The organism is Psychrobacillus sp. Z3-81, from assembly GCF_056620325.1.
Genome location: NZ_JBWQPU010000015.1, coordinates 51,007 through 76,312, shown reverse-complemented (window position 1 = coordinate 76,312; position 25,306 = coordinate 51,007). Strand labels below are relative to the sequence as shown.

Annotated in this window: 23 protein-coding genes and 1 pseudogene; 1 reads left to right on the top strand and 23 read right to left on the bottom strand. The window is 40.3% G+C overall.

Annotation, left to right across the window (positions count from 1 at the left end; genetic code table 11):
* From AC1ECF_RS14920 to AC1ECF_RS14825, 20 genes and pseudogenes are all read right to left on the bottom strand, one after another.
* Positions 1 to 761, bottom strand: a pseudogene (locus AC1ECF_RS14920) (transposase); the annotation flags it as partial.
* A gap of 114 nt (positions 762 to 875) precedes the next feature.
* On the bottom strand, positions 876 to 1,928 hold the full coding sequence (locus AC1ECF_RS14915; RefSeq protein ID WP_480390220.1) for a CAP and S-layer homology domain-containing protein: 1,053 nt from the start codon (positions 1,926 to 1,928) through the stop codon (positions 876 to 878).
* A 108-nt stretch (positions 1,929 to 2,036) separates the two neighbouring features.
* Positions 2,037 to 3,011 (bottom strand): bile acid:sodium symporter family protein, encoded by a 975-nt coding sequence (locus AC1ECF_RS14910; protein ID WP_480390219.1) that lies wholly within the window; start codon positions 3,009 to 3,011, stop codon positions 2,037 to 2,039.
* 96 nt (positions 3,012 to 3,107) lie between these two features.
* On the bottom strand, positions 3,108 to 3,416 hold the full coding sequence (locus tag AC1ECF_RS14905; protein WP_480390218.1) for a Zn-ribbon domain-containing OB-fold protein: 309 nt from the start codon (positions 3,414 to 3,416) through the stop codon (positions 3,108 to 3,110).
* A gap of 5 nt (positions 3,417 to 3,421) precedes the next feature.
* Positions 3,422 to 4,555 (bottom strand): thiolase C-terminal domain-containing protein, encoded by a 1,134-nt coding sequence (locus AC1ECF_RS14900; protein ID WP_480390217.1) that lies wholly within the window; start codon positions 4,553 to 4,555, stop codon positions 3,422 to 3,424.
* Complete coding sequence (locus AC1ECF_RS14895; RefSeq protein WP_480390216.1) at positions 4,552 to 6,033, bottom strand: class I adenylate-forming enzyme family protein; 1,482 nt, start codon at positions 6,031 to 6,033, stop codon at positions 4,552 to 4,554. Before AC1ECF_RS14895 ends, AC1ECF_RS14900 begins: the two co-directional genes overlap by 4 nt.
* Positions 6,034 to 6,039: 6 nt before the next feature.
* Complete coding sequence (locus AC1ECF_RS14890) at positions 6,040 to 6,513, bottom strand: PPC domain-containing DNA-binding protein (protein WP_480390215.1); 474 nt, start codon at positions 6,511 to 6,513, stop codon at positions 6,040 to 6,042.
* Positions 6,506 to 7,267 carry an SDR family NAD(P)-dependent oxidoreductase gene (locus AC1ECF_RS14885; protein WP_480390214.1) on the bottom strand — a complete coding sequence of 254 codons (762 nt, stop codon included), beginning with the start codon at positions 7,265 to 7,267 and terminating at the stop codon, positions 6,506 to 6,508. The genes AC1ECF_RS14890 and AC1ECF_RS14885 overlap by 8 nt, the downstream gene beginning before the upstream one ends.
* A gap of 24 nt (positions 7,268 to 7,291) precedes the next feature.
* Positions 7,292 to 8,614 (bottom strand): TRAP transporter large permease, encoded by a 1,323-nt coding sequence (locus AC1ECF_RS14880; protein WP_480390213.1) that lies wholly within the window; start codon positions 8,612 to 8,614, stop codon positions 7,292 to 7,294.
* Positions 8,611 to 9,096 (bottom strand): TRAP transporter small permease, encoded by a 486-nt coding sequence (locus AC1ECF_RS14875; RefSeq protein WP_480390212.1) that lies wholly within the window; start codon positions 9,094 to 9,096, stop codon positions 8,611 to 8,613. The genes AC1ECF_RS14880 and AC1ECF_RS14875 overlap by 4 nt, the downstream gene beginning before the upstream one ends.
* Positions 9,097 to 9,115: 19 nt before the next feature.
* Entirely contained in the window at positions 9,116 to 10,129 is a 1,014-nt protein-coding gene (locus AC1ECF_RS14870) for a DctP family TRAP transporter solute-binding subunit (protein WP_480390211.1), read from the bottom strand.
* Complete coding sequence (locus tag AC1ECF_RS14865) at positions 10,126 to 11,460, bottom strand: (Fe-S)-binding protein (protein WP_480390210.1); 1,335 nt, start codon at positions 11,458 to 11,460, stop codon at positions 10,126 to 10,128. Before AC1ECF_RS14865 ends, AC1ECF_RS14870 begins: the two co-directional genes overlap by 4 nt.
* Positions 11,457 to 12,866, bottom strand: coding sequence for an FAD-linked oxidase C-terminal domain-containing protein (locus AC1ECF_RS14860; RefSeq protein WP_480390209.1), 1,410 nt, complete (start codon positions 12,864 to 12,866; stop codon positions 11,457 to 11,459). The genes AC1ECF_RS14865 and AC1ECF_RS14860 overlap by 4 nt, the downstream gene beginning before the upstream one ends.
* Positions 12,867 to 13,790: 924 nt before the next feature.
* Positions 13,791 to 14,117 carry a hypothetical protein gene (locus AC1ECF_RS14855; RefSeq protein ID WP_480390208.1) on the bottom strand — a complete coding sequence of 109 codons (327 nt, stop codon included), beginning with the start codon at positions 14,115 to 14,117 and terminating at the stop codon, positions 13,791 to 13,793.
* Positions 14,118 to 14,185: 68 nt separating this feature from the next.
* Complete coding sequence (locus AC1ECF_RS14850) at positions 14,186 to 15,298, bottom strand: CdaR family transcriptional regulator (RefSeq protein WP_480390222.1); 1,113 nt, start codon at positions 15,296 to 15,298, stop codon at positions 14,186 to 14,188.
* 76 nt (positions 15,299 to 15,374) lie between these two features.
* Positions 15,375 to 16,532: an aminotransferase class I/II-fold pyridoxal phosphate-dependent enzyme gene (locus AC1ECF_RS14845; protein WP_480390207.1), complete on the bottom strand. Its 1,158-nt coding sequence runs from the start codon at positions 16,530 to 16,532 to the stop codon at positions 15,375 to 15,377.
* A 467-nt stretch (positions 16,533 to 16,999) separates the two neighbouring features.
* Positions 17,000 to 18,283: a TRAP transporter large permease gene (locus AC1ECF_RS14840; protein WP_480390206.1), complete on the bottom strand. Its 1,284-nt coding sequence runs from the start codon at positions 18,281 to 18,283 to the stop codon at positions 17,000 to 17,002.
* The gene (locus AC1ECF_RS14835; RefSeq protein ID WP_480390205.1) at positions 18,280 to 18,774 is read right to left on the bottom strand and encodes a TRAP transporter small permease; all 495 of its coding nucleotides are present in this window, start codon (positions 18,772 to 18,774) and stop codon (positions 18,280 to 18,282) included. The genes AC1ECF_RS14840 and AC1ECF_RS14835 overlap by 4 nt, the downstream gene beginning before the upstream one ends.
* A 15-nt stretch (positions 18,775 to 18,789) precedes the next feature.
* Positions 18,790 to 19,800, bottom strand: a complete 1,011-nt coding sequence (locus AC1ECF_RS14830) for a DctP family TRAP transporter solute-binding subunit (protein ID WP_480390204.1) — start codon at positions 19,798 to 19,800, stop codon at positions 18,790 to 18,792.
* Complete coding sequence (locus tag AC1ECF_RS14825; RefSeq protein WP_480390203.1) at positions 19,797 to 20,462, bottom strand: GntR family transcriptional regulator; 666 nt, start codon at positions 20,460 to 20,462, stop codon at positions 19,797 to 19,799. The genes AC1ECF_RS14830 and AC1ECF_RS14825 overlap by 4 nt, the downstream gene beginning before the upstream one ends.
* A 103-nt stretch (positions 20,463 to 20,565) precedes the next feature.
* On the opposite strand from AC1ECF_RS14825, the gene AC1ECF_RS14820 reads away from it, so the two are divergent.
* On the top strand, positions 20,566 to 21,942 hold the full coding sequence (locus tag AC1ECF_RS14820) for an FAD-binding oxidoreductase (RefSeq protein ID WP_480390202.1): 1,377 nt from the start codon (positions 20,566 to 20,568) through the stop codon (positions 21,940 to 21,942).
* A 217-nt stretch (positions 21,943 to 22,159) separates the two neighbouring features.
* Here AC1ECF_RS14820 and AC1ECF_RS14815 read toward each other — a convergent pair whose 3' ends face one another.
* The 3 genes from AC1ECF_RS14815 to guaC form a co-directional block, all read right to left on the bottom strand.
* A complete protein-coding gene (locus AC1ECF_RS14815; protein WP_480390201.1) occupies positions 22,160 to 22,816 on the bottom strand; it encodes a Type 1 glutamine amidotransferase-like domain-containing protein in 657 nt (218 codons plus the stop codon).
* Positions 22,817 to 22,910: 94 nt separating this feature from the next.
* Positions 22,911 to 23,381 carry a hypothetical protein gene (locus AC1ECF_RS14810; RefSeq protein ID WP_480390200.1) on the bottom strand — a complete coding sequence of 157 codons (471 nt, stop codon included), beginning with the start codon at positions 23,379 to 23,381 and terminating at the stop codon, positions 22,911 to 22,913.
* A 772-nt stretch (positions 23,382 to 24,153) separates the two neighbouring features.
* Positions 24,154 to 25,137 (bottom strand): GMP reductase, encoded by a 984-nt coding sequence (gene guaC / locus AC1ECF_RS14805; protein WP_480390199.1) that lies wholly within the window; start codon positions 25,135 to 25,137, stop codon positions 24,154 to 24,156.
* Positions 25,138 to 25,306 lie beyond the last annotated feature (169 nt).

Below are 25,306 nucleotides of genomic sequence, written 5' to 3'. Positions count from 1 at the left end.
TTTCATGATGCGTTGCACCTTCTTGTGGTTCACTTTTTGCCCACGATTCGCCAGTTCATCACGGATACGTCGGTATCCATAACGGCCTTCATGATCATTATAAATCTCTTGGATTTCGGTCTTCAGCTCGGCATCCGGATCTGGTCTGTTCATCTTCTTCACTAGGTTGTAGTACGTGCTACGAGGAATTTTTGCAAACTTCACAAGAGCCTTCACCGGATACTTATGCCTTAATTCATAGATGACTTTTACTTTGTCTTCTTTGGTGACTTTTCCTTGGCTTGAACTAAGGCATTCAACTTTTTTAGATACTCGTTCTCCATCTCGAGTTGTTTGATACGAGCTTCGAGTGATTGTGTAGAGCCTTCGGCTAGTACATTTTCAGACTGTTTTTTAGATTCTTTCTTCATGGACTGGGGCCCCTTTTTCTTGGGGAAGAATGCGTCGTACCCTCTTGTCTCCAGTTGTGCCCGCCACTTTCGAATCAGTCCTGGTGAAGAGATTCGAAAGAAAGCTGCAGCCTCGTTTGGAGAGACGTCCTTCTCCCTCATAAAGTTTAGTACGTCCATTTTAAACTGTGGGGTGTAAGATGTATAGGTTTTTTCAAAGGCAGCCAGCCCATGGTATTTGAATTGCTTGACCCAGTTGCGGACAACTGACTCGTCCGTACCGATGGATTTCGCAATCTCCGTCATACTCTCTAAACCCTCCTGGTATCTCATGACAACTTCTATTTTTTTATTCATCGTATACTTGGTCATAAAAAACTGCACCTCCAATTGTTAGATGTGTCTAACAAACGGGGTGCAGTTCATTCTTCTTATCAAACTGAAGAATCATAAATGCTTTTAACTTGTTTTGTCCCGACTCCATCTTTATTTACTAGAAAACATATGAACAAAATAATATTGGCCATCGGAATCTTTCGCAATTCCTACACCAATGTTTGTATATTTTTTGCTAAGAATATTTGCTCTATGTCCTTCTGAGTTCATCCATGCAGTCACAACGGAACTAGATGATTTATAGCCGTGAGCAATGTTTTCCCCAAACGTACGATAAGAATAGCCAAAGCCTTGAGCCATATCCCATGGTTGTCCATAAGTAGGTGAATAGTGTTCGAAATATTCATTTTGAATTAAATCATCCGCTTTGATGAAAGCTATTTGGTTTAATTCCTTATCTTCCTTCAGCTTAGGAAGTCCCTTTTTCTCTCGTTCTTTATTCACTAGCTGAATCGTTTCTGTCACAAAGGTTGGGTTTGCTTGTTTTACAACTTTATATTGCTTTGTGAAAGGATCGTATATGCCATTAAAAGCGCTAGGATCCTCTTTATATTTTGCACTCTTATCTAATAAGACTAATGCTTGGGCCCTTGTTATTGGCTTAGTGGGCTCAAAAGTAGTTTTAGTTGTACCGGTTGAAATCCCCGTCTTTGTTAGAAAAGCAATATATGGCTTTGCCCAGTAATCTTTTGGGACATCTTTAAATGGTACAGATTCATTTGTATTTACCTTAAAGTCATACATCATGACAATTATTTTAGCGAGTTGCGCTCTAGTTAATGAATTGTTCGGATGAAAGTAATCTCCATCTTGAAAAATCCCGATTCTCGTCAATGCAGCTATTTCATTGTAAGCTGAATGGTCCGTACTTACATCTTTATACTTCGGTTTAAACGTCCCACCAACACTTTGTACATCTATAATTCTACTAATGATTTTAGCAGCCTGAGCCCTTGTGATAGATTCTTGAGGTCTAAACGTGCCATCCTCATATCCAGTGATAATCTGCTTTTCTTGATTAGATACCAAATACGGATAGTACCAAGCCTTTTCATTCACATCTTTGAAAATGGATGCACTTGCCCCCATTGGCAGCATAAGCAAAGCGATAAACACGATAAGGAATTTACTAAAAGTCTTCATTCATTTACCTCCTTTCTATTAGTATACTAAAAAAGCGAAAAGGATTGTATGCTCAATACTTTCATGTAGAGAAAAATGAAAAAATAGTAATAAATTCATAGTGAAATGTTAGTTAGTTCCGAGTGTTTTTTCTTCCTGTTCTTGCAATCGTACTCGATGAGAGAAAAAATTAGCCGCTATTGCCCCTAATGTTAAATTCATCACCATATTTGCAACAGCTGGTACTGCTGATAATGAGCTGATATGTTCCATTGCCAAGGTAGCCGCCAGTGCACTGTTACAAATTCCCGTATGAAATAAAATAGCTATGGCATTTGGTTGTTCCATTTTGAGCCATCTAGCAATCAAATACCCACTCACCATTGGAATAAAAACCTGTAAAAAAACTGCCAAGAAAAGAATGGGTAAAATGGACAAATTACTAGCCAAGGATTCCTGTGCACTTGATACCACTGAGAGCACAATTACAAATAGAGATATCTGAGATAATATAGGGGTATGAGGTCGTATTGCTTCCACTTGCTTTGTGAATCTCCATTGAATTAGTAGCCCTAAAATCAATGGTAAAAACACTACATAGAGAATATTAAAAAACATCGGCCAAAACGCTATATGTATAAGCTTTCCAGCAAAACTTTGAACCAGATAAGGAGTGAGTATTGGAGAGATAAACGTATCAAGTGTAGCCATGGTAAGACTAAGCGCTGCTTCCCCGCCTGCTATAAAAGTATAGACGTTCGCTGAGGTGCCACTCGGAACTGTTCCAGCTAATATGATACCAGTAGCCAGCTCCTCGCTATGTCGAAAGAAAAGAAATGCAATCCCCACTGTGACCGTAACCATGATGCTCCATTTTAAGGCAACACCTATTAACACGTTTTTAGGTTTTCTTATTATCTTAAACAATTTCTCAGCGGAAAGTGACAGTCCCATTAGCAAAAAGATGATCCCGAGTCCTATCTCTGTAAAGCCTTGAATGGGAAAAAAGAATGCAGGAAAAAGAAAAGCGACCAATGCACAAAAAACAATCCACAACGGCATGTAAGTTGAAATAATGCGAGAACATATTTGTATTAGTCTCAATTCCATACCCCCTCCAATTAAATAATCTCCTAACAAAGTTTCCTCTTTAGAAGAATAAAACCTGTGCTTCTATATAACAAAAGCACAGGAATAAATTCATCCGATTTTTTTATAGATATAAGCACCATTCTCGACTCGGTCAAGATCAACCCTATCTCCGATGGAAACTGGTTCCGTGAGTCTCGTGGTAACCTTTGCGTTACAGTCATCCAGCTCTACTAGTACTACAAAATATGGGGCAAGACTTGCAAACTCAGTAGGTGCCACGTGAACCTCTGTAAAACTATAAACAGTTCCCTCTGTCGCTACCTCCTGCTCCTCTAATTTGCCCTTTAAGCATTTTGGACAGCTATATTTTTTCGTCATGCTTGCATAGCTGCAGTCGTTACAAGAAAAGATTTTCACATCCGTCACACCCTCTCTAATATATGCACGGTAGAATAGGAGCCTGTTCCACCAAGATTTTGCGAAAGTGCAAGACGAGGACTGGAAACCTGGTTCGCTGCATTCCCTCGTAGCTGCTGAACCAACTGATAGATTTGTGCTATACCGGTTGCACCAATTGGATGTCCTCTCGATAAAAGACCGCCACTTGTATTAACCGGCTTATCTCCTGTAGGTTTCGTCCTTCCCTGCTCTACTGCCTTCCAACCCTCACCCTTTTTGAAAAAACCAAGCTCTTCGGTCGCGATTATTTCAGTCATGGAAAAACAGTCATGAATTTCTACTACATCAATGTCCTCTGGTCCAACCCCAGCCTTTTCATAGGCAAGACGACCAGACTCTCGAATAGCTGGGATAGAAAGTAAATCATCTGCATCCTGCATTTGCGTTGGACCTGATGCTTGGGCAGTAGATCGAATATGAATGGCAGATTTATCCTTAGAAATAACAAGCGCTGCTGCCCCGTCTGTCATTGGTGAACAATCAAACAGACCCAGTGGATTGGTAATCATTCTTGCTTGCATAATTTCCTCAATAGATGTCTGCTTTTGGAACTGTGCTAGTGGATTGTTACTCGCATTTTCACGATTTTTCAGTGCGACCATCGCAAGGTGCTCCTTAGAAGCTCCCGTTTCATAAAAATACCGATTCGCAAGAACTCCAAAAAAGCCTGGGAATGTTAAACCTGCATGCTTTTCATTCGAATCATTATCCATTGCAGCGTTAATCGCTTGGGTGACATCATTCGTGCTCGCATGCTTCATTTTTTCCACGCCTGCCACTAAAACTGTGTTATATTCTCCACTTAAAATCCCAAGAATTCCTTGGCGTAATGCAATTCCACCTGAGGCACAGGCACCTTCTACCTTTGCAGTGGGTACAAACCCCAGCCCCAAATCATTTGCAACGATCGCACCAAGTATTTCTTGGTTGTAGATAGAGCCACCCATAAAATTACCAATAAAGACAGCGTCCACCTTTGGATTGCCAGCATCCTCTAACGCTTGGATACATGCTTCTAGTAGCATATCCTTCATCGTACGATCAACAAATGTTCCAAAACGTGTCATTCCTGCTCCGTGAATATAAACATTTGTCATACACTGACCTCCTTATGCTGGTCTCGCATTTCTCTTTTTAATATCTTTCCGTAGGAGCTCTTTGGTAGCTCGTCGACAATATGAATGGACTTTGGTTTTTTAAATCTAGCCATATTACTCTCGCATAAGGTATAAAGTGCCTCAACCGACACATCCTCCTTGCCGTTTGATACAACATATGCAACGACACACTCGCCCCATTTTTCATCAGGAACTCCAATCACACACGCTTCCTTCACACCAGGATGCATATTTAGCACTTCTTCTACTTCACGAGGGTAGATATTTACTCCTCCTGAAATGATAACGTCCTTTTTACGGTCTACAATATGCACATAGCCCCCAGGATTTTTCCAGCCTAGGTCTCCAGTGTGAAGCCAACCATCCTGTAGTGTTTCCTTTGTCGCCAATTCATTATTCCAATAGCCTTGCATGACAAGGGAGCCCTTACAAATAATCTCTCCTACCTCACCATCTGCCACTTCCTTGCCTTCATCGTCGACAATCTTCACTTGCACGAAAGGACCTATTCTGCCACAGGATTCAAGATGAGCATGCAGCTCCTTCTTAGGCATCATCGTAATACACATCGGTGCCTCGACCTGACCATATGTCTCTGCAAAAATTGGACCCGCAAGCTTTAAAGCCTGTTCCAGCTTACTAGCAGCAATCGGCGAGCCAGCCATATTGATAGATTTTAAAGTAGATAGCTTGGATGGATTAAAATTAGGATGCTGAATCATCAAATTGACCATTGTTGGAACTAGGAAGATGATAGAGACCGAATCTTTTTGTAAGTCTTGAATAAATTCCTCTGGCTCGAACTTGTTATAAACTACTTGAGAAAGTCCATATAGCCATGACACATGAGAAAGAAAGTTACTGCCGTGGGTGAGTGGTGCCACATGACCAATAATATCGTCATAGTCTACCTCACAAACCTGTGATAGAGATAATGCACCAGCAATCATATTACGATGGGAAAGCATAACCCCTTTTGGGTTACCAGTAGTGCCAGAGGTATACATGATGGCAAATAAATCGTTTTCCCCTACCTCTTCTACGAACCTCTGCCCATTGTATTGGTTGACGATTGACTCATAGTCCACTCCAACTGCCAGCACTTCAATAGATGTTTCAATAGGTTCTGTTAGAGAGGTGTCTCCAATAATTAATTTCGGAGCAGCATCCTGAAGCATATACTCATGCTCCTTTGGATGTAAGCGATAATTTAATGGAACCTTAATCAGTCCGCTTAGCGCCACTGCTACATCTAGCTCGATATGCTCTAGCCTGTTTGGCATAAGAATGGCAATTCTATCCCCTTTTTGAAACCCCTTTACATGAAAGTAGGAGGACAATGCATATGCTCTTTCCATTAATTCCTGATAGGAAAAGGAACGATACTTGTCCTTTACAGCCAGTTTATCAGGGTAAGCGGCTGCTGATTTTATTGCTAGCTGAGCTATTGTTTCCAAGTCCTTTCACTCCTTTTCTTTGAATTGAAATATCGGTAGCTTGGTTGTCTCATCTGGCCCTCTTTTAAGTTCAATACCATCTAAAGGAAACAAAATAAATTCAATCGTAATAGCTACGGGATTCTCCCCTTCTAAAAAGTGTCCCCCGCTAATCTGCTGGTCACAGTCAACAAACATTCCATGGAAATGAACGTCTAACTCATCGTTCGCGTTTAATCCCACAAACCCTGTCCCGGTGAGCAGCTCTACCTCTGAATCACTTTTAATCTTTGAAGAGTATTGAAGCTTCCCCTCTACTGTTTTTTCTAGCTGCACATAGGTCGCATATTCTAAGGATCCCATACACTGAAATTGAGCAGCCTTTATTCCATGTCTGCTGCAGACCTCCTTGATTCCACCAAATAGGTCTACTCCTTTAGCTAGTCTTCCGGCAATACGGTTAGAATTTTTGTCTAGTACTGCTTGGATACCATTAACCAAAGCTATAACCCCCGTCTACTTGCAAGACTTGGCCAGTCGTATATCCAGATTCACTTGAAGCAAAATAAAGGACCGCTTCCGCTATGTCTGTAGGATTACCCATCCGTTTAACGACCTGTCTGCTTAAATCGTATGGAATCCCAGTCGTAATAGCTGACTCCACTGCCCCTGGTGCCACCGAATTGCAGGTGATGCCATGAACGCCTAATTCCTTCGCCACCCATTTTGTCAGTGCGATTACTGCTCCTTTAGAGGCTGCATACGCTGGACCTGACCGTTTGGAATCTTCTCCACCACCAGAAGTGACTCCACCATTTATCCCTGAAATGGAGCTTATATTTATAATTCTTCCGTATTTTTGCTCTAGCATATGTGGGTACACAGCCGCCTGGATGAATAAGAAGGCAGCCTTCACATTTGTGTCCAAATCCTTATCCCATACGTCTAGGGTCATTTCCTCTATGTTTAAGCGTCCACAAGTACCTGCGTTGTTCACTAAAATATGTAGCTCCCCAAATGTATCAGCAGCTCGCGCTATCGTCGCTTTCACAAATTCAGGATCTCTTATATCTCCAAGGCATTCTAATATCCTTGCCTCGCTATTTTGCTCTTGAATCGACTGAATCGTTTTTGTACAAGCATTTAAATCGACTAGCACGACATTAGCTCCTTCCTTTGAAAGAGCTAATGCGATCCCTGCCCCGATTCCACTTGCTGCCCCTGTTATAATTGCCGTTTGTCCCTTTACTCTCATCCTGTCATCCCCTTTGTAAGCATCCTATTTCACATTTAATAGATCTGGTAAAAATGTAGAAAACCACGGAACATATGTGATGAGCATCAGAATAATCACGGAAGAAACAACAAATGGAACAACTCCCCTTGAAATTTCACCCAATGAGGTTTTTGATATTCCCGTAGCCACATAAAGATTGAGTCCCACTGGCGGAGTGAATAGACCAATTGCAAGATTCACTGTCATAAAGACACCAAAAACAGTTGGATCGACACCAAGCATTAGCATTACCGGCGCTAAAATCGGAACCAATATATAGAATGCAGAGATAGCATCTATAAACATCCCAGCAATCAGCAATAGAACATTTACCAATAGTAAAATGATAATCGCATTGTCTGAAATTCCCAACATCGCATCAGAAATCGTTCTAGCAATCTGCTCCGTTGTGATGATATAAGCAAAAACAGATGCTGCAGACACGATGAACATTACGGTCGCAGTTTGAACAGATGAATCTATAAGAATCTTATATAAGCTCTTTAACGTTAGTTCTTTATAAACAAAGAATCCGACAAACAGGCCGTAGAATACTGCAACAACCGCTGCTTCTGTTGGTGTAAAAAATCCTCCATAAATCCCTCCAAGGATAATAACTGGAATCATTAGTCCCCAGATAGCATTTACAAATGCTTTCCAGCGTTCCTTTCCAGTAGCTTTTTTTCTTTGAATAAATCCTTCAAGAGGGCCTTCATTCTTCTCTTGTCTCCATCTCACAAACATTGCTGCCAGAACAAATCCGATTCCTAGCATAATCCCAGGAATGATACCAGCAATAAATAACCGAGCTATGGAAACAGGGAGTTGGTCTCCCGCAACTACGGCAAAGACGATAAAAGCAATACTTGGTGGAATAACAATACCAATTGCTCCAGCACTTGCAACAAGTCCTCCTGCAGTTTCTTTCTTGTATCCATTACCTATTAACGCTGGAATCAAAATCCCACCAATTGCTGCTACTGTTGCTGGACCTGAGCCGGAGATTGCTGCAAAGAAAATAGCTACCATTACGGTTACAAACACAATTCCGCTTTTTCGATGTCCGACTAGTGACTGCGCAAAGTCTATTAATCTCTTCGATATGCCTGCTTGCTCCATAATGACTCCTGCAAGAACGAAGAATGGAATGGCAAGTAACGTAAACTTAGCAACACTCGTATACATAATATCCGCAACTAGCTCTAAGCCAAATAATCCGCTGCCCGTAAACAAGATGACGACTGAGGAAATAGCAAGAGAGACAGCTATCGGAACCTTTAGGAAAACTAAAATCATAAAAACCGAAAATAATAGTATCGCTGTCATACTATCTCCCCACCTTTCTGCTGATCATCCTTAAACTCGATAATAGTTGCTTGAACGGTCCTAATAAGACATAAGATAGATCCTACCGGCATTGCCAATGAGAATACCCATTGTGGCCAGCCCAACGATGGTGTTTTCTGACCCATGTCCATTTGGAATAAGACCATCTGTATGCCAAAATAAGCTAAGATAACAAAGAGTCCACCCATTAACACACCAACTAGTATCGTAATCGCTTTACGGAAAGCCCCGTTTGCTCGATCAAAAATTAATGTAAAGCCAAGGTGTGCATTTTCACGCACACCTATCGCCGTACCCACAAAGGTTAAAAAAACAAAAAGATTGATCGTAATTTCCTCTGTAAAGGACCAAGAATAATTTGCCGTCTCTCGAGAGATTATATTGACAAACGCAACTAATGACATAATAGAGAGAACAATTACTACGATTCCTTCCTCTATTTTGCTGAGCACTTGATTCATTTCTTTATCCCCCTAAGAATTAACGTTCTTGGAAAGCCTTCAACAATTCTTCTCCCCAAATGGAAGTGTACTTGTCATATAGCGGCTGAACTGCCTCTTTGAATTGAGCTATCTCTTCTTCGGTTGGCTCATAAAATTTCATGCCACTCGCCTTCAAATCTTCAATCTGTTTTGCTTCCTTCTCACGTGCGATTTTCACTTGGTATTCTGCCGCTTCTTTCCCAAGTCTTGTGAATATTTCTTGGTCTTCTTCACTCATTGATTCAAATAGCTTTTTATTCATCCCTAAAACTAATGGGTCATAAGAGTAGTTCCAAGCAGTTAAATATTCTTGAACCTCGTTTAGTTTAGAAGAGTGGATGACATCGATTGGATTTTCCTGCCCATCGATTGTACCTTGCTGCAAGCTCGTAAATACCTCAGAGAAAGTCATTGTTGTTGGATCTGCACCCAGCGTTCTATAAAGATCTGTATACATCGTAATACCAGGAATACGAATCTTCATCCCCTTCATATCATCTGGCGTTTTGATTTCTTTTGAGCTGTTCGTAATTTGTCTAAATCCGTTTTCCCCAAACCCTAGAGGCTTGATTCCCTTTTCCTCTAAAATTTCGTTAATCATTTCTCCACCTTTTCCGTTGAATACCTTGTCTACCTCTTCTGTGTTATTAAATAGGAAAGGTGCACTAGCAACTCCAAAACGATCATCTAAAATGGAATAAATGATGGTAGAGTTAAACGTCAGATCGGTTGAGCCTTTCGAAAGCATCTCTACTGCCTTCCCGGAATCTCCACCTGAAAGCTGTTCATTCGGATAAACTTCTATTTGGATACGTCCATCCGTTTCTTCACTCACATCATCTGCAAGCTTTTGAGCCGCTTCAAACCAAGTAGAAGTATCATTTACTGTGACAGACATCTTCAGCTTGTATTCCTTGCCATCTGCATCTGCCGAACCGCCCGAATCGGAGCATGCTCCAAGTAATAACATTGCAGCTAACCCTAAAGAACCCCATTTAAATCTTCTTTTCATTGTGAATCCTCCCATTGATCATTTTTTTGTATTAGCTCGTATAAAAAATCAACTAAGTGCATTGCCCTAGTAGTTGAGGAAAGCCCTTCTCGCTCAATTCCAACCTTCATCTGCAGTAAGCAGCCCGGATTAGTCGTAATCACAGTGCTTGCTTGGATTTCTTTAATCTCATGCATTTTTGATTCCAATATAAGAGATGCCATCTGAGGCTGAAGGATGTTGTATATCCCAGCTGAGCCACAGCAAAGCTCTGCATTTGGTAACTCCACGTAGGTGTACTGGTGAACTGCCTGTAAGATTTCTCTCGGTTCATCCTTCACACCACTAACGTTGCGCAAATGGCAGGAATCCTGGTAGGTCACTAGACCAGCAGAGAATGACCGAGGTAGTTTATCTAGTAATCTCATAACTCCAAGTTTCACAAGCAGCGTGCTAATGTCGATTTGTTTGTCCGTAAACTGCTTCGCCCTTGCCTGTTGCTTTTCGTCCTGATGAAAAAGCTTATGGTATTCTCCTAAAAAGGCACCACACCCTCCAGCGTTATTGACAATGTAGTCGATATTTTCTAGCTCGAATGCTTCGATATTCTTCTTTGCATTTCTCTTTGATTTTTCTAGCTCGCCACTATGACTATGTAATGCACCGCAGCATTGTTGCCCCTTCGGAATAATTACTTCACATCCCAATGCTTCTAAGAGAGAGATTGTATGTTTGTTCGTCTCCTGAAACATCGTATCCATCAAGCATCCTGTAAAAAATGCGACCCTTGTTTTTGTCGCTGCCTTTGGTAATGTTGGTTGATCCAATTTAGGTGGGGCAGGAAGAACTGCTTCCATATCTTTCATAAAGGGTGGGAAGAGCTCTAAGAAACCTATTTTTCTTACTACCTTCTGAAGTCCTGACTTTTGATAAAAGCCCACCAGGCCAACGACTGTCTCCATCTTCTTTTGCTCTGCGAATACATGATCAAAGGCAACCTTGCGCACGATTCTTTCCTTTAAGGATTTTGGGCTTACAGCTACAATCGCATCTCTTGTTTCTTCAATTAAAGAACCGTATTGTACTCCTGCTGGACATGCCGGCTCACAGGCTCGGCAGCCTAAGCAAAGGTCGAATGCCTCTTCAATCGAACCATCCCAGACGACCTGACCATCCCTCACCGCCTTCATCAGCGCTATTCTTCCCCTAGGTGACTGTGTTTCATCGAAGTTACTGTGTAAGTAAGTAGGACAATGAGGAAGACAAAAGCCACATCTCATACAATCCATCAGCCTATTTTCGTCCACATGGGTTACAAAGGATTGTCTCATTTTTTCTTGAATCGTTGTCATGTCTGAACCACAACCCTCTGCTTACGATCCTTGGCAAATATCTTTCCTGGATTCATGATATTTTTAGGATCTAAAGCTTGCTTGATACCTTTCATCACTTCTATCCCAGCAGCTCCAACCTTCCATTCAAGATAAGGCGCCTTCATCTCACCAACTCCATGCTCTCCGGTGATGGTGCCTCCCAGCATAATGGCAGCTTCGAAAATTTCACTGAAAGCGGCATCTACTCTCTCCATTTCCTCTTTATCTCTTACATCCGTAAGGCAAGTAGGGTGGAGATTGCCATCCCCGGCATGACCAAACGTGTAAATCATGACGTTATGCTTTTTAGCGATTCGCTGAATCTCTCTTACCATATTGGCAATTTCGGACCGCGGTACAGTGGCATCCTCCAAGATAGTAGTTGGTCGCTTTCTTGCCAGCACCGACAGAGCAACTCTTCTAGCTGTACTTAGCATGACCGCTTCCTCAGCTGATTGAGCAAGCTGCGTCGAACGGGCCCCTTGCTCCATACAAATCTTGTGGACCGCTTCCATATCAGCATTCACGGTATGTGGATCACCATCCTGTTCAATTAACAGCATTGCCTCACAATCCGTCGGAAGACCGATCTTCATGTACTCTTCTACATGCTCAATCGTCCCTTTATCCATAAATTCTAAAGTAGCAGGAACAATCTTAGCCGCGATAATCGAAGAAACGGTTTCGGCCGCTTTGTCTAGCTCGTCATAGAAAACGAGCAGCGTCTTCTTTGCTTTTGGAAGAGGAATCAAGCTAAGAATAATCTCTGTGATAATTCCAATCGTTCCTTCTGAGCCAACAAATAAGCTTGTTAAATCGTAGCCTGCAACGTCCTTGTTTAACTTTCCACCAGTACGAATGACCTCTCCGTTTGGTAGTACAACCTCTAGACCAACGACATAATCCTTTGTAACACCATACTTTAAACCTCTTAGCCCTCCAGAGTTTTCACTGACATTACCACCGATTGTAGATATTTTCATGGAGCTTGGATCTGGAGGATAAAACAAGCCCTTCATCTGAACCACTTCATTAATATCCTTCGTAATAACACCTGGCTGAACCGTAATCGTCAGGTTTTCTTCATCAAAATCGAGTATATTATTCATTCTATTAAACAGAAGAACGACTCCCCCCGAAGTCGGAACTGTACCTGCTGCTAGATTTGTTCCAGATCCCCTGGACACAATAGGGATGTTATATTCTCCACAGATTTTCACAATTTCTTGTATCTCCGCCGTGTTACCTGGTGATAGCACTAAATCTGGCATCGCCTGAAAGTTCGCAGTCGCGTCATAGGAATAGGCAAGCTTTTGTGCCACTGTATGCTTTGCAAACTGTTCACCAGTCACAGCTATTAATCTCTTCATTGCACTGTTATCCATTTGCCATCTCCTTGTCACATTTCGAAAACGTTTTCACTAATTTTAATATTCAAACGATTAAGAATATATAGTCAAGCACACAAAGTTTTGCGTAAATTTAGACGCATATTTTGTGTGGAGAAACAAAAAAGCCGGTACAGAGCACCCGACCATTGTTGTTCAAGTAGCAAGATTCCTGGAAGTTAAAGGAACAATCATTACAGCTTTTCCTCAGGCACCCGAAACAGGATGTCTCTTCTCTTTGACAATCTCCCACTTCTCACTTGCCGAAAAATGGATATTTTAGATTCTCAAACCTGCATTTTCTAAATAGTCATCTTCATAACTGGTTTAGTCACTTTCGAAGCACATTTAGTCGCTTTCATCATGAAATAGTCATTTTAAATATCCATTTAGTCACTTTCGCCACTAGTTTAGTCACTTATCGGAAATTTACTGGAAATTAAAAATTTCCTTTATGAATAAAAAAGTATAAACATTGGTTTATAACCTCTCCTGTCATTGTCCTCCACAATCTAATGGAACTGGATGAGGAGGCGCATGTTGACACGATGGCCTCGGCATTACAGCTGAACAAAAAAAACCATGATTGCTGGAATCATGGCATTAAAATTCTTATTAATGAATCCGAATAGCTGTCCGCTCTTCGGGCGATATTCATCACAACATACTTCCCTTATTGCAAGCTTTTCATTTTGATTAGCTCAGATACTATTACAAACTCATAACCTTGTTTTTAAAGCTCAGGTAATATCACTTCTAGCGCTTCTACGGTTTGGCTCCTATCACCACCATCATAGATTTACTCTCCATTTTATTAACCATCCCGAGCCTATCATTGAAATTTAAATGCTGTCATCGTTCCAAAAAATAAAAGGACTTGAGATATACTTTCTAACCTCAGTTGCTTCCATTACTACTATATTAGTGAGTGGAGTCAATAAACTCCCCTGTTTCTGTACTAATGTAATAAGATCCATCCAAAGTATAATCTTCTGCACGATTACCTGATCTAATATTAACCGTATACACCTTCATATCCCGGTCATACTTTATGGAATACTTGTTTTGAATTTTTGTTTCCAGCCATTCTGACAGAATTGGGTTATCAATTCCATCGATTTCTGCTTGCTCTAATGCAATTTGGTTCGCTTCTTCTATTGTAATATTGACCGGGTCGTTGTTAGGATTATGAAATTCTTTCGTATTACCTCCAACACTGTCTTCCCTGCAGCCAAACAAAAACAGCATAGAGAATAAAAGGAGTAATTTTTTTATAAGAACTCTCCTACCTTTCCATGATTTATCTATTCCATTTTCTACAAGTCTTCCCCATACTCCTCTATTAGACGAACACCTAAATAGATAAGAAACAAATCATGAAATTTTGATATAGAGAGTCCTGTTAAATCTTCTACCTTTTGCAAGCGATACGTTAACGTGTTCTTATGAATGTGTAGCTTTTCTGCCGTGTTTTTCATCGAATGATTTTCATTGAACCAAACCTTTAGATTTTCTAAGAGTTCCGGCTGTTTCTTTAAGGATTGAACTGTTCGCTGGATATATCGATCTCTTGTCTCCTTTGGAAGGCTATGTAAGATCAAATCAAATAACAGCTCTCGCTCAAATATGACTCTACCTTGTTTAAGAGACACTCTTGCCGCTCTTTCGGCTTGATTGAAGGACACACTAAGTTCATGGTCCTCAATCGGCTCTCCTATACCTGCTGCCAGTACTATTTTAGCCTTTCTTTTCATATGCAAAATGAGGTTTTCAACTTCTTGTTTTAAAAAGGTTTGCTCTATCTTCGGAAGGACTACTACCAGTTTATCATGTCCCCTTCTACTTATTAGAAGCTCTGGATGAATACTCTGAACCGAATGTAAAAATTCCACATCCTCATTCGTAAAGCGATAATGAGTTTCCTCTACTTGAAGAACGCCTATCTGTTTATAGTTGGTAACTTCAATTCCTAACAGCTCCGCTCGATTATAAAATGTACGGTCCTTAGTCGAAGACGTAAGCCATTCCATCATAAAAAATTCAAACTCTCTTATTTTCTCTTCCTTTTCCTTTCTTTTTAAGGAATCCTGTATAAACAGCTCCACTACTCTCCGAATGAGTTGTGCCTGGGGCTTTATTTTTTCAGGCTCCCCCGTTATCCCGATAACTGCTATTGGAGTATCGTCTGTAATAATCGGGATGACAATCCCTTTTCGTACTCCCTTTAGCCTAGCGACCTCTTCATCCGATATTAAAATAAGACGTTCCTCCCTTAGACTTAAAAGTGCCCCTTCGTGGAATTGATTAATTCGGGAAGGGTCTGTGCTTACTTGAATAAACCCTCTTGAATCTGTCAGAATCACATCATCCTGTATTAAGTGACTAAGTTCATTGATAATTTCCTGTCCCAGCTCATCAAATTTAAACACAAACAATCAACCCTCCAATTCCTATTTCAGGAAAACAATACTTTAATAGAAAAAACCAGCGAAGCATGTCGCTGGCCTACGTTAACTTTTGAATGAACGCTTCTAACCGATTAAGTCCTTCTTCTAAAATGCTCATGGAATAAGCATAAGAAATACGGATATATCCTTCTCCATATGGAGTAAAGGTACTCCCTGGTACTACCGCTACTCCACCTTCCTTTAATAATCTGGTGGCAAATTCAAACGAAGGCATACTGAATTTTTTTATAGATGGAAATATATAAAACGCTCCATTTGGTTTTTCCACAGGCAGTCCCATTTCGAGAAGCCTACTGTAAATAAAGTCTCTTCTTTTTATATATTCCTTGTTCATTTCCTCTGGAACATCCTTAGAATTTGTTAGCGCTTCAATCGCAGCATATTGAGCTGGTAAGGAAGCACAAATCGAATTATATAAATGCACTTTTACTACATGCTCCATCGTCTCTGCAGGACCCATGATAAATCCGATTCTCCACCCCGTCATAGAATGTGATTTCGAAACACCATGAATATAGAAAAGCTGAGAGCGAATTTCTTTATATGCAGCAAAGGTAACATGCGCCCCTAAGAATGTGTTTTCACTATATATTTCATCTGAAAGAATATATACATCCTTGTCCTTTAGCACTTGCACCAATTCATCCATCTGTTCCTTTTGAATAACTACTCCAGTAGGGTTGGAAGGATTATTAAAAAGAACAGCTTTTGTTTTTTCATTAATTAAACCTTCTAGTCGCTTCGCATTCGGCTGAAGACCAGTATCTGTTGTATCCAAATAAACAACCTTTGCACCGCAAAGCTCAATGACAGGCTCGTAGCCAGAATAGATAGGAGCTGGCAAAATAACCTCGTCCCCTTCTTCCAGAATTGTTCGAAACACAGAATCTATTGCTTCACTAGCCCCATTGGTAATGACAATTTCCTTCATAGGATCATAAGAAAATCCATACTTGTCTGTGAAAAAGTTATTCACAGCCTCACGCAGTTCGAATAAGCCTGCATTATGAGAATAGCCAGTGTAATCATTCTGTATGGCAGCTATACCAGCATTCTTCACTGCTACAGGCGTAGGAAAATCCGGCTGTCCGATTGTCAAATTGACTGCATCAGGATAATGGACTAATTGATTGGAAAACTGACGAATCCCTGGTTGCTCTAAAGCCTTCGCTCTAGGGTTAATAGATAAAGACATACAAACCCTTCTTTCAACTTATTAATAACCAACTGAGTTGATTTTATATAAAAATAATTATTCATAGCAGTGAATATTATTAGCGCTACTGCAATATATGACTTGTCCAACGGGTATACATCCAGGTAAGAAAGATAACATCTACTAAAGTAACAACTAGTAGTTGATGTTCGCTCTGGTGGACGATTTCCGTGAGGCCAACAGGATGTTGGTCAGGAAAACGTTGTCACACGATGTGACGTTCTTAGTTTTCCCTCCTCAAGGTGAGCCAGCACCCAACGCTTACGCGTGTGGATGTGCTGTCTCGCCTGTCTCCCTCCTCCCACTGGAGTCGCCACCTACGCTACCATCAACAGGTATGGCTACTATTTGTATAACTTAAGCATATTTATAGCCAGCTTTTTACAACAACCCTCGTAGTAGTAACGCATGAAAGCAGCCATCAACTATCAAAATCACCAAACCTATTACTTAAACAACCCCGGTAACCACGTCGAAAGACTAGGAATAAACGTAATGACAAGAAGCGTCACAATCATCGATAACAAGAATGGGATAATCGCCATCACAATCTTTTCAAACTTCACATTCCCCACACTCGAAGCAACAAATAAATTGACACCTAGCGGTGGCGTAATAAAACCAATAGCCAGGTTTGTCACTAAAATTACTCCAAAGTGAATCGGATCCACCCCTACTGCCGTCACAATCGGCAATAGAATTGGCGTTAAAATAACCAATGCAGAAATTGTATCGATAAACATACCAACGATAAGCAACAAAATATTAATTGCAATTAAAATAACTATCGGATTCGTAGATAAATCAGTTAAAAATGCGGAAATATCGCTAGGCACCTGCTCCAACGTCATAAAATAGGCAAACGACACAGAAAGTCCAATAATAATCATCGTAGTCGCATTAATTACAACTGCCTCTCGGAAGCACTCATAAACAGATTTCCAGGTAAGCTCCTTATAAACATACAATCCTATAATTAAAGAGTACACCACTGCCACAACAGCAGCCTCTGTCGGAGAAAAGAATCCTCCATATATTCCTCCTAATATAATTACGGGAATGAGAAGTGCCCATTTAGCATCATATGTAGCTATTAATACTCGCTTAAATGTAAAAACCTCTGTGGCTTCTGCTTTGTATCCACGCTTTTTTGAAATAAAGTATGCAGTAATCATCAGCATAATCCCAACAAGAATCCCAGGAATTACCCCAGCCAAGAACATACTGCCAACAGAGACACTTCCTATTACTCCGTAAAGAACAAACGGAATACTAGGCGGAATAATTACACCGATAGAGCCTGCAGATGCAGAAACAGCTGCTGCAAAACCACCGTCATACTTTTTCTTTTTCATCTCAGGAATCATGAAACCACCAATTGCTGCAACAGTTGCAGGACCCGATCCTGATATCGCAGCAAAAAACATCGAAGCCACAACCGTAACCAAGGAAAGTCCCCCGACAATCCAACCAACCATTGCTGCAGCGAGATCCAATAATCTTTTGGAAACCCCACCCTTACTCATCAAAACACCAGCAAGCATAAAGAAAGGAATTGCCAGAAGCGGAAAGGAATCCAATGATGTAAATGCTTTTTGTGCAATAATTCCAAGTGGCAGTGTGGACCCATAATAAATGGCAACCAAAGCTGAAACTCCTAGTGAAATAGCTATTGGAACACCGATTAATAAACAAATGAATAACGTCCCGAATAATAAAGCGACTGTCATGCGATCATCTCCTCATCCTTCGGCTTCTCATAATCCCCTCTTAGCACATCTCTAATTTGGAACAACAATCGAATAGCCATGCCTGCTCCACCAAGAGGAATTGCTAGGTAAGCAATCCAAATAGGGATTTGCATTGCGGGTGCCAGCTGTCCATGCTCTATACTGCTAAGTACTAGCTCCGTTCCAAAAACCGCTAAGAATAAGGCCATTACAAACCACACTAAAGCAGATAAAATTTCCAGGAACTTTCGGAAGTTGCCGTGGAAGCGTGTGATAAACGCTCCCACTCGTATATGCTGTCTCAGCTTTACCGCATAGCTTGCTCCAATCCATACCTGGAAAATATGAATATATCGAGCCATTTCCTCTGTCCAGCTAGGAGCCGAAGAAAATACTTTCCTCCCGACAACCTGGCCGAAAATAAGCATAACCATAATTGCTAGAGAGATGACTAATAAAAACTCCTCTATTTTTGATAATCTCTTGAGCATAAACTAATCACCTCTTTATTGATTATTTGCCTCCTGTGCCATGTTTACCAAGTCCTCTCCAATCTGAGAGGTATATTTATCGTAGATAGACTTTGTTGCTTCGCGGAACTCATTCTTTTGTTCCTCTGTTAATTCATTTATTTTCATGCCCTCTTCTTCTAGCTTCTCTAAAAATTCTACGTCTTGTTTCTGTGCAATCAAACGCTGCTCTTCTCTATACTCCTCTGAAGCCTCTACTACTAGCTTTTGAAGGTCCTCTGGCAAGTCATTGTAAAAGTCATTATTCATTAACAAAATTGTTGCTGCATACACATGTCCTGATAATGTTAAGTATTCTTGTACTTCATAAAATTTGTTTGTGTAATATAAAGAGATTGGAGATTCCATTGCATCATATGTTTTTTGCTGAAGTGCTGTATAAAGCTCTCCAAATGCAAATGGTGAAGCATTCGCCCCGAATGCCTTAAAGGTATCTGTATGTACTGGGTTTTCAAGTGTTCGATATTTTAATCCTTTTAAATCTGCAGTACCTTCAATTGGTCCGTTATTATTGGACATATGGCGGAAGCCGTTTTCTGCAAATACAAGTCCCTTCATGTCGTTGCTCTCTAATTCTGCTAAAAGCTTTTGTCCAAGCTCTCCGTCCAGTGCTCGGTAGGCTGCATCATGGTCGTTAAATAAGAATGGTAGGTCAAAAACCATGAATTTATCATTAAAGGATGCAAGCGGTGCTACCGCTGGGATGGTCATTTCAATGTTCCCTAATTGAACTGCTTCAATTGCTTCGCGGTCAGATGCATATAATTGACCATTTGGATATAACTCTACTTTTATTCTTCCCTCAGATCGTTCCTCAAGCTTTTCTTTATAATCCAGTGCCGCCAAATGTGTAGATTGCTCCTCTGACACTAGATAGGCTATTCGAATCTTGTATTCTTCCCCGTCTCCAGAATTGGATGCAGTCGGTCTTCCACAAGCAGTTAAAATCATCGTAACAATTAACAATAAACCTAGTAGCTTTCTCATTTTTCTTCCTCCTTAAAGTATAATAAAAATCTTTTTTCTACTTTTTCTAGGTGATTGGACATGAGTTGCCTTGTAAGCTCCGTACTTTTATTCCGAAGAGCTTTATAAATTTCTTTATGCTCTAGATATGCGTCATCCGCAGCCATCTCTAGTGTTTTGGAAAGCAAAAGAAACGCTCGGTTTACCCCTGTGTTTGCATCTCTTAACAGCATGGTAAGCTTTTTGTTTTCTCCAATACTCCCAATCAATAAATGAAATTCTCGGTCTAAATCAATAAATTCATGATATTTCTTTTCTTTGATCGATTGTTCCTGCTCTTCTAAATTTCCTTGTAGCTCAAACAGTATAGAATCCGAGATAAGCTGGGCATTTTTCTCAATGTTATATAGCTCTAGCAGTCTTCTAATTTCCATGAAATGCAAACCGTCTTCCATTGTAAAAGTTGCGACAGTTGCAGGCTTGGCTTTATTCAGCAGGACCAGTCCTTCGCTAGCAAGCCTTTTTATCGCTTCTCTGATAGGAGTTCTGCTAATCCCTAAGTCTAATGCTAGCTTTTCTTCTGGTAACTCTTCTTCTTCAGCAAGTGTCCCTTGAATAATCGCATCCTTCAACGCTTTATATGCTTGATCAGCCAGAGACTCCCGTGGTAACAACTTTTTCAAGAGAAGTTATCTCCTTCCTGTATACTGTATACACAAATAATATAGTATGCTATTATCCTTGTAAATATATATTTAGAATTTTTCGAATAGAAGGAGAGTTATGATGCAACAGGACCTATTAAATACTTTTATCGCTGAACTTGGAAAAGAAAAAATAAGCACCAGTGAATCAGAGCTTTTCCGTCATAGCCATGACGAATCTCCTTATGAGTTTGTGGAGCCAGACTTTGTATGTTTCCCAGAGAATGTGGAAGATGTTCAAGCTTTGATGAAATTGGCGAACAAATATGAAATCCCCGTTACGCCATTTGGAGTGGGCTCTGGTTTAGAGGGGCAGGCGATTCCAATAAAAAAAGGCATTTCGATTAATTTAGAGAGAATGAATCGGATAGTAGAATTTTCACCGGAGGATTTATTGATAACGGTGGAGCCAGGTATAACTAGACTCCAATTAAACGAGTACGTGAACAAGCATGGTTTATACTTCCCAATCGACCCAGGTGCAGATGCCTCTATTGGCGGGATGGTAGCGAACAATGCAAGTGGGACCACGGCAGTACGGTACGGCTCCATGCGAGAACAAATTTTAGATATGGAGCTAGTCCTTGCAGACGGAAGAATCATACACACTGGGTCCAAAGCCAAGAAATCCTCCTCCGGCTATCATCTAAATGGCATTATTGCAGGCTCTGAAGGAACATTGGGCATCATCACCAAAGTCACACTGAAGCTGCACGGCATACCAGAAAAATTAATTGCAGCACGCTGTACCTTTGAAACACCGAGGGCATGTGCCGAAGCAGCTCAAGCGGTACTATCTTATGGAATTCCTGTTATGCGGATGGAATTAGTAGATGCAGATAGTATTAAGCAAGTGAATAGCTATGGGGGCTACCACTTTCCAGAGCAGCATTCCCTATTCTTTGAATTTGGAGGTACACCTAACATAGCAGAGGAAGAGGCTTTCGTTGTGGAGGAGCTGATGAAGGAGCTTGGATGTGAGAACTGGGTAAGAGCCCAAACTCCAAAGGAACGTGCAGACCTATGGAAAGCACGACATGAGCTTGCATATTCCTACAAGCATATAAAAGGAAAAGTGAATACCGGAGCAGATGCATGCGTTCCAATTTCCAAGCTAGCTGACATGGTTGTGTTCGGTCGCATCTTAATAGAAGAAAGTGGATTAATGGATGGGGTTTTTGGTCACGTGGGAGACGGCAACTTCCATACGATTGTCATGTATGACCCTAACAACAAAGAAGAGTTGGAGAAAGCTGAATTTACCAATGAGAAAATCGCTCTGAAGGCTATTGAACTCGGAGGAACCTGCACAGGTGAACACGGTGTAGGCTTAGGAAAAAGAAAATATCAAGATGCAGAGCATGGTTTAGCAATAGACATTATGAAGGAGTTAAAAAAGGTATTCGATCCCAAAGGAATACTGAACCCCGGGAAAATATTTTATGATAAGCAAAAATAGAGACGCAGTGACAAAACCAATAGGTTGGTGGGAGAAGCCTACTCCCCTTGCTACTTAACAAAATATATAGCAAGCAAAATAGGCCGGGACAAAACAAGTGAAAAGCCCTTATGATTCTTAATCTTGATAAGAATCATAAGGGCTTCTTCCTTTTTACGCTTAGGTTCTCCGCTACGTTATGCAACTAACCTACAAATCGGATTGGTTTACCACATTACTAAAGCGTCGCATCCAATTTCTGAATTTTTGAGTGGGAAATTAAATATACATTGCCTAAAATATCGATTTTATCTCCCTTTACACGTATTGCACAATCTTTGTTAGACGCATAAATATTAATTTCTTCCGATAAGAGAGTCAGTTCTACTTGAACCATTGCCATGTTATTTTCTAGATCAAAATGAGACAGGACGGAAAAATCGTCAAGGCCAATTCCATCGTAAACCGAGCTTTTTTCTACTGGATAGCCAAAGTTTTTTGAACATAACCATTTAGCTGACATATTGATCGCACCAGCGCTTGCTCCCATCACAACAGCTCTGCTTTTTTTAATCGAATCCCACAATCCATATTCCATTAGAAACCTATTTTGTTTAAGTGTATCTCCACCCAACAAGAAAATAACTGAAGCATTTTGTATGAAGGTTTGGGCATCTTCCTTCTGTATACGGTAATTAATTACATGATATTCATCAAATATAATACCGGCCTGGTCCAACCACGAGCGTTCAGTAGCACCATCATCTTCAGAACATAATGGATTCGAGCTAATCATAGCAAGCGATTTTCTATCAGTAATATCCTCCTGTAATACACTGCCTAGATTATCTGGAAAAAAATTATTAAACCAACCTAAATAATAATGAGTCTTCATAAGTTCCCCCGTAGCAAGTTGATGAAATTTAAACATATCACATCATTAGACCTTCCGAGATCAACGTACTTGTTAGCGAAATAAGCAGTACTAATCATTTATCAAAGTATTCGTCTGCCTCATCTTTAATCCTCGATATTACTTCTTCCTTATTAAACTTGAAAGGATTATCACCATATCGTAGCTCGTCAATCATTTCACTTATTTCATACCACCCAAACAAATCATCTGGATAGCGTAAATCCACAGACACAATCCGAAAAATCATATAAGCTAAATCAAGTATTACGGTATGGTCATTTTCTTTTATAATTTTATTTGCTAAATGACCTATATAGGCTCTCGCACATTTCTCATATGATGGTTTCTGTAACGCCAACTCTTTTAAAGCTCTATTAAAATAAGCTTCCGCTTTGAAAATATTTTCGTTAAAAGATAAGGAAGATATAATATTTACGGATGGCGATGACACAGTGTTTTCTAATAAGGTTTGCGACCAATTGATATAGTCTATAGTAGAAACAGTTCCATTTTGGATTTTATAGAATAAAGCATTTGTTTGCACTATATCCACCACCTTATAGAATTCATTTTATCATAATTTCCCATTTCTATTTTCTTTAGAAAGAACTTCGTGCGATATCTGAAGACATAACCACTTGTTTTGACAGCGATTTTGGAAAGACCACCTAAATTAAAGCAGTATTGCTATTATGCTGAGAATCGAGATGTTAAAGACACTCCTTAAAGGATAAATAACTTGATACAATAAAAAAGGAAGTGCGAATTAGCTTGCTAATCTCACTTCCAAAAATTAGTTATTTGCTATTCTTTTCACTTATTCCTAACCATTAGTTTTTATATAAGCTTGGAGCTTTTTAAAAAAATTTAGCTATAGAAGGAAATACTACTTGGCTCCACTCTATAGAAGAATTTATTTATACGAACTCCACACTAATGGAAGCGAAGGCGGCGACTCCTGCGGGAAGATGAGGTCAGGTGAGACATAGCAACGGCGCGCGTAGGCGTTCGGCTATGGCTCACCGCTCTCCCCGCGGAAAGCGTCCTCCGAAAGCAACCATTACCTACTGATTCTCATTTGTTTTTATCTTCATAAAGTTACTCAAAACCTTTACTTTTCTAAACGAGAATAAACCATGGCTATCCGAGAGTAAACATCCTCTGAACGAGAGTAAAATTGATGAACGAGAGTAACCTTCCCCTAAACGAGAATAAACCGAACCTAATCGAGAGTAACCTTCCTTCGAACGAGAATAAATCCCAGCCAACCGAGAATAAAGGGCATCCCTTATATCCCCAGAGGCAAATTATCTCTATCAGTAAATTTTATCCCCATTAAAGATGGAATTCTTCACAATCACATAGTCCACGGTACGGATAGCGTCTAACTTCTTGCCACCAGCGTAGGAAATAGAAGATTGCAAATCCTGCTCCATTTCTTGCAGTGTATCCGCTAAGCTTCCTTTATACTCTACAAACATTTTTTTACCTTCTACATTTTTACGCTCACCCTTTTGGAATTCAGAAGCAGAACCAAAATATTCTTTGTAAAGCTTCCCGCCTCTTTCGATTGTCTCTCCCGGAGATTCCTCATGACCGGCAAATAGAGAGCCAATCATCACCATGGAAGCTCCAAAACGTACGGACTTTGCTATATCGCCATGTGTTCGAATTCCTCCGTCAGCTATAACCGGTTTACTTGCTGCCTTTGCACACCAGCGTAATGCTGCCAGCTGCCAGCCTCCTGTGCCGAAGCCTGTTTTTATCTTTGTAATACAGACTTTACCTGGTCCTATCCCTACCTTTGTTGCATCAGCACCAGCATTCTCTAACTCTCTTACTGCCTCAGGAGTTCCAACGTTTCCTGCTATGACAAAGCTTTTCGGCAAATATTTTTTTATATGCTTGATCATCTGAATAACCGCATCCGAATGACCGTGTGCAATATCTATTGTAATATAATCGGGTACCAAATTTTCTTCAGCAAGCGCTTCGATAAATTGATACTCTTCCTCCTTCACGCCTACACTGATAGAGGCAATTAATCCTCTCTCCTTCATCTTCTTTATAAAATTCGTGCGTGTTTCTGGATGAAACCGATGCATGATATAGAAATAGCCATTTTCCGCTAAATAAAGAGCGATCTTATCATCTATAATTGTCTGCATATTCGCAGGGACAACAGGCAACTTAAAGGTATGGTCGCCTAGTGTAACGGTTGTATCACATTCTGTTCTACTCTTCACTATACATTTCGCAGGAATTAATTGAATATCCTCGTAATCAAACACATTTTCCATTTAAAACACTCCTAAAACCGAATATTTTATATAAATTATAACTAAAACGTTCGTACATAGGTTAATTTACAGGATTTACTATAGAGTGTCAAATATTTTCTTGAAAGGTTTAACTTTTTTTGCGTTCCAAAGTTGACACAACTTATTAGCATTTTTCTCCTCTTCCTGT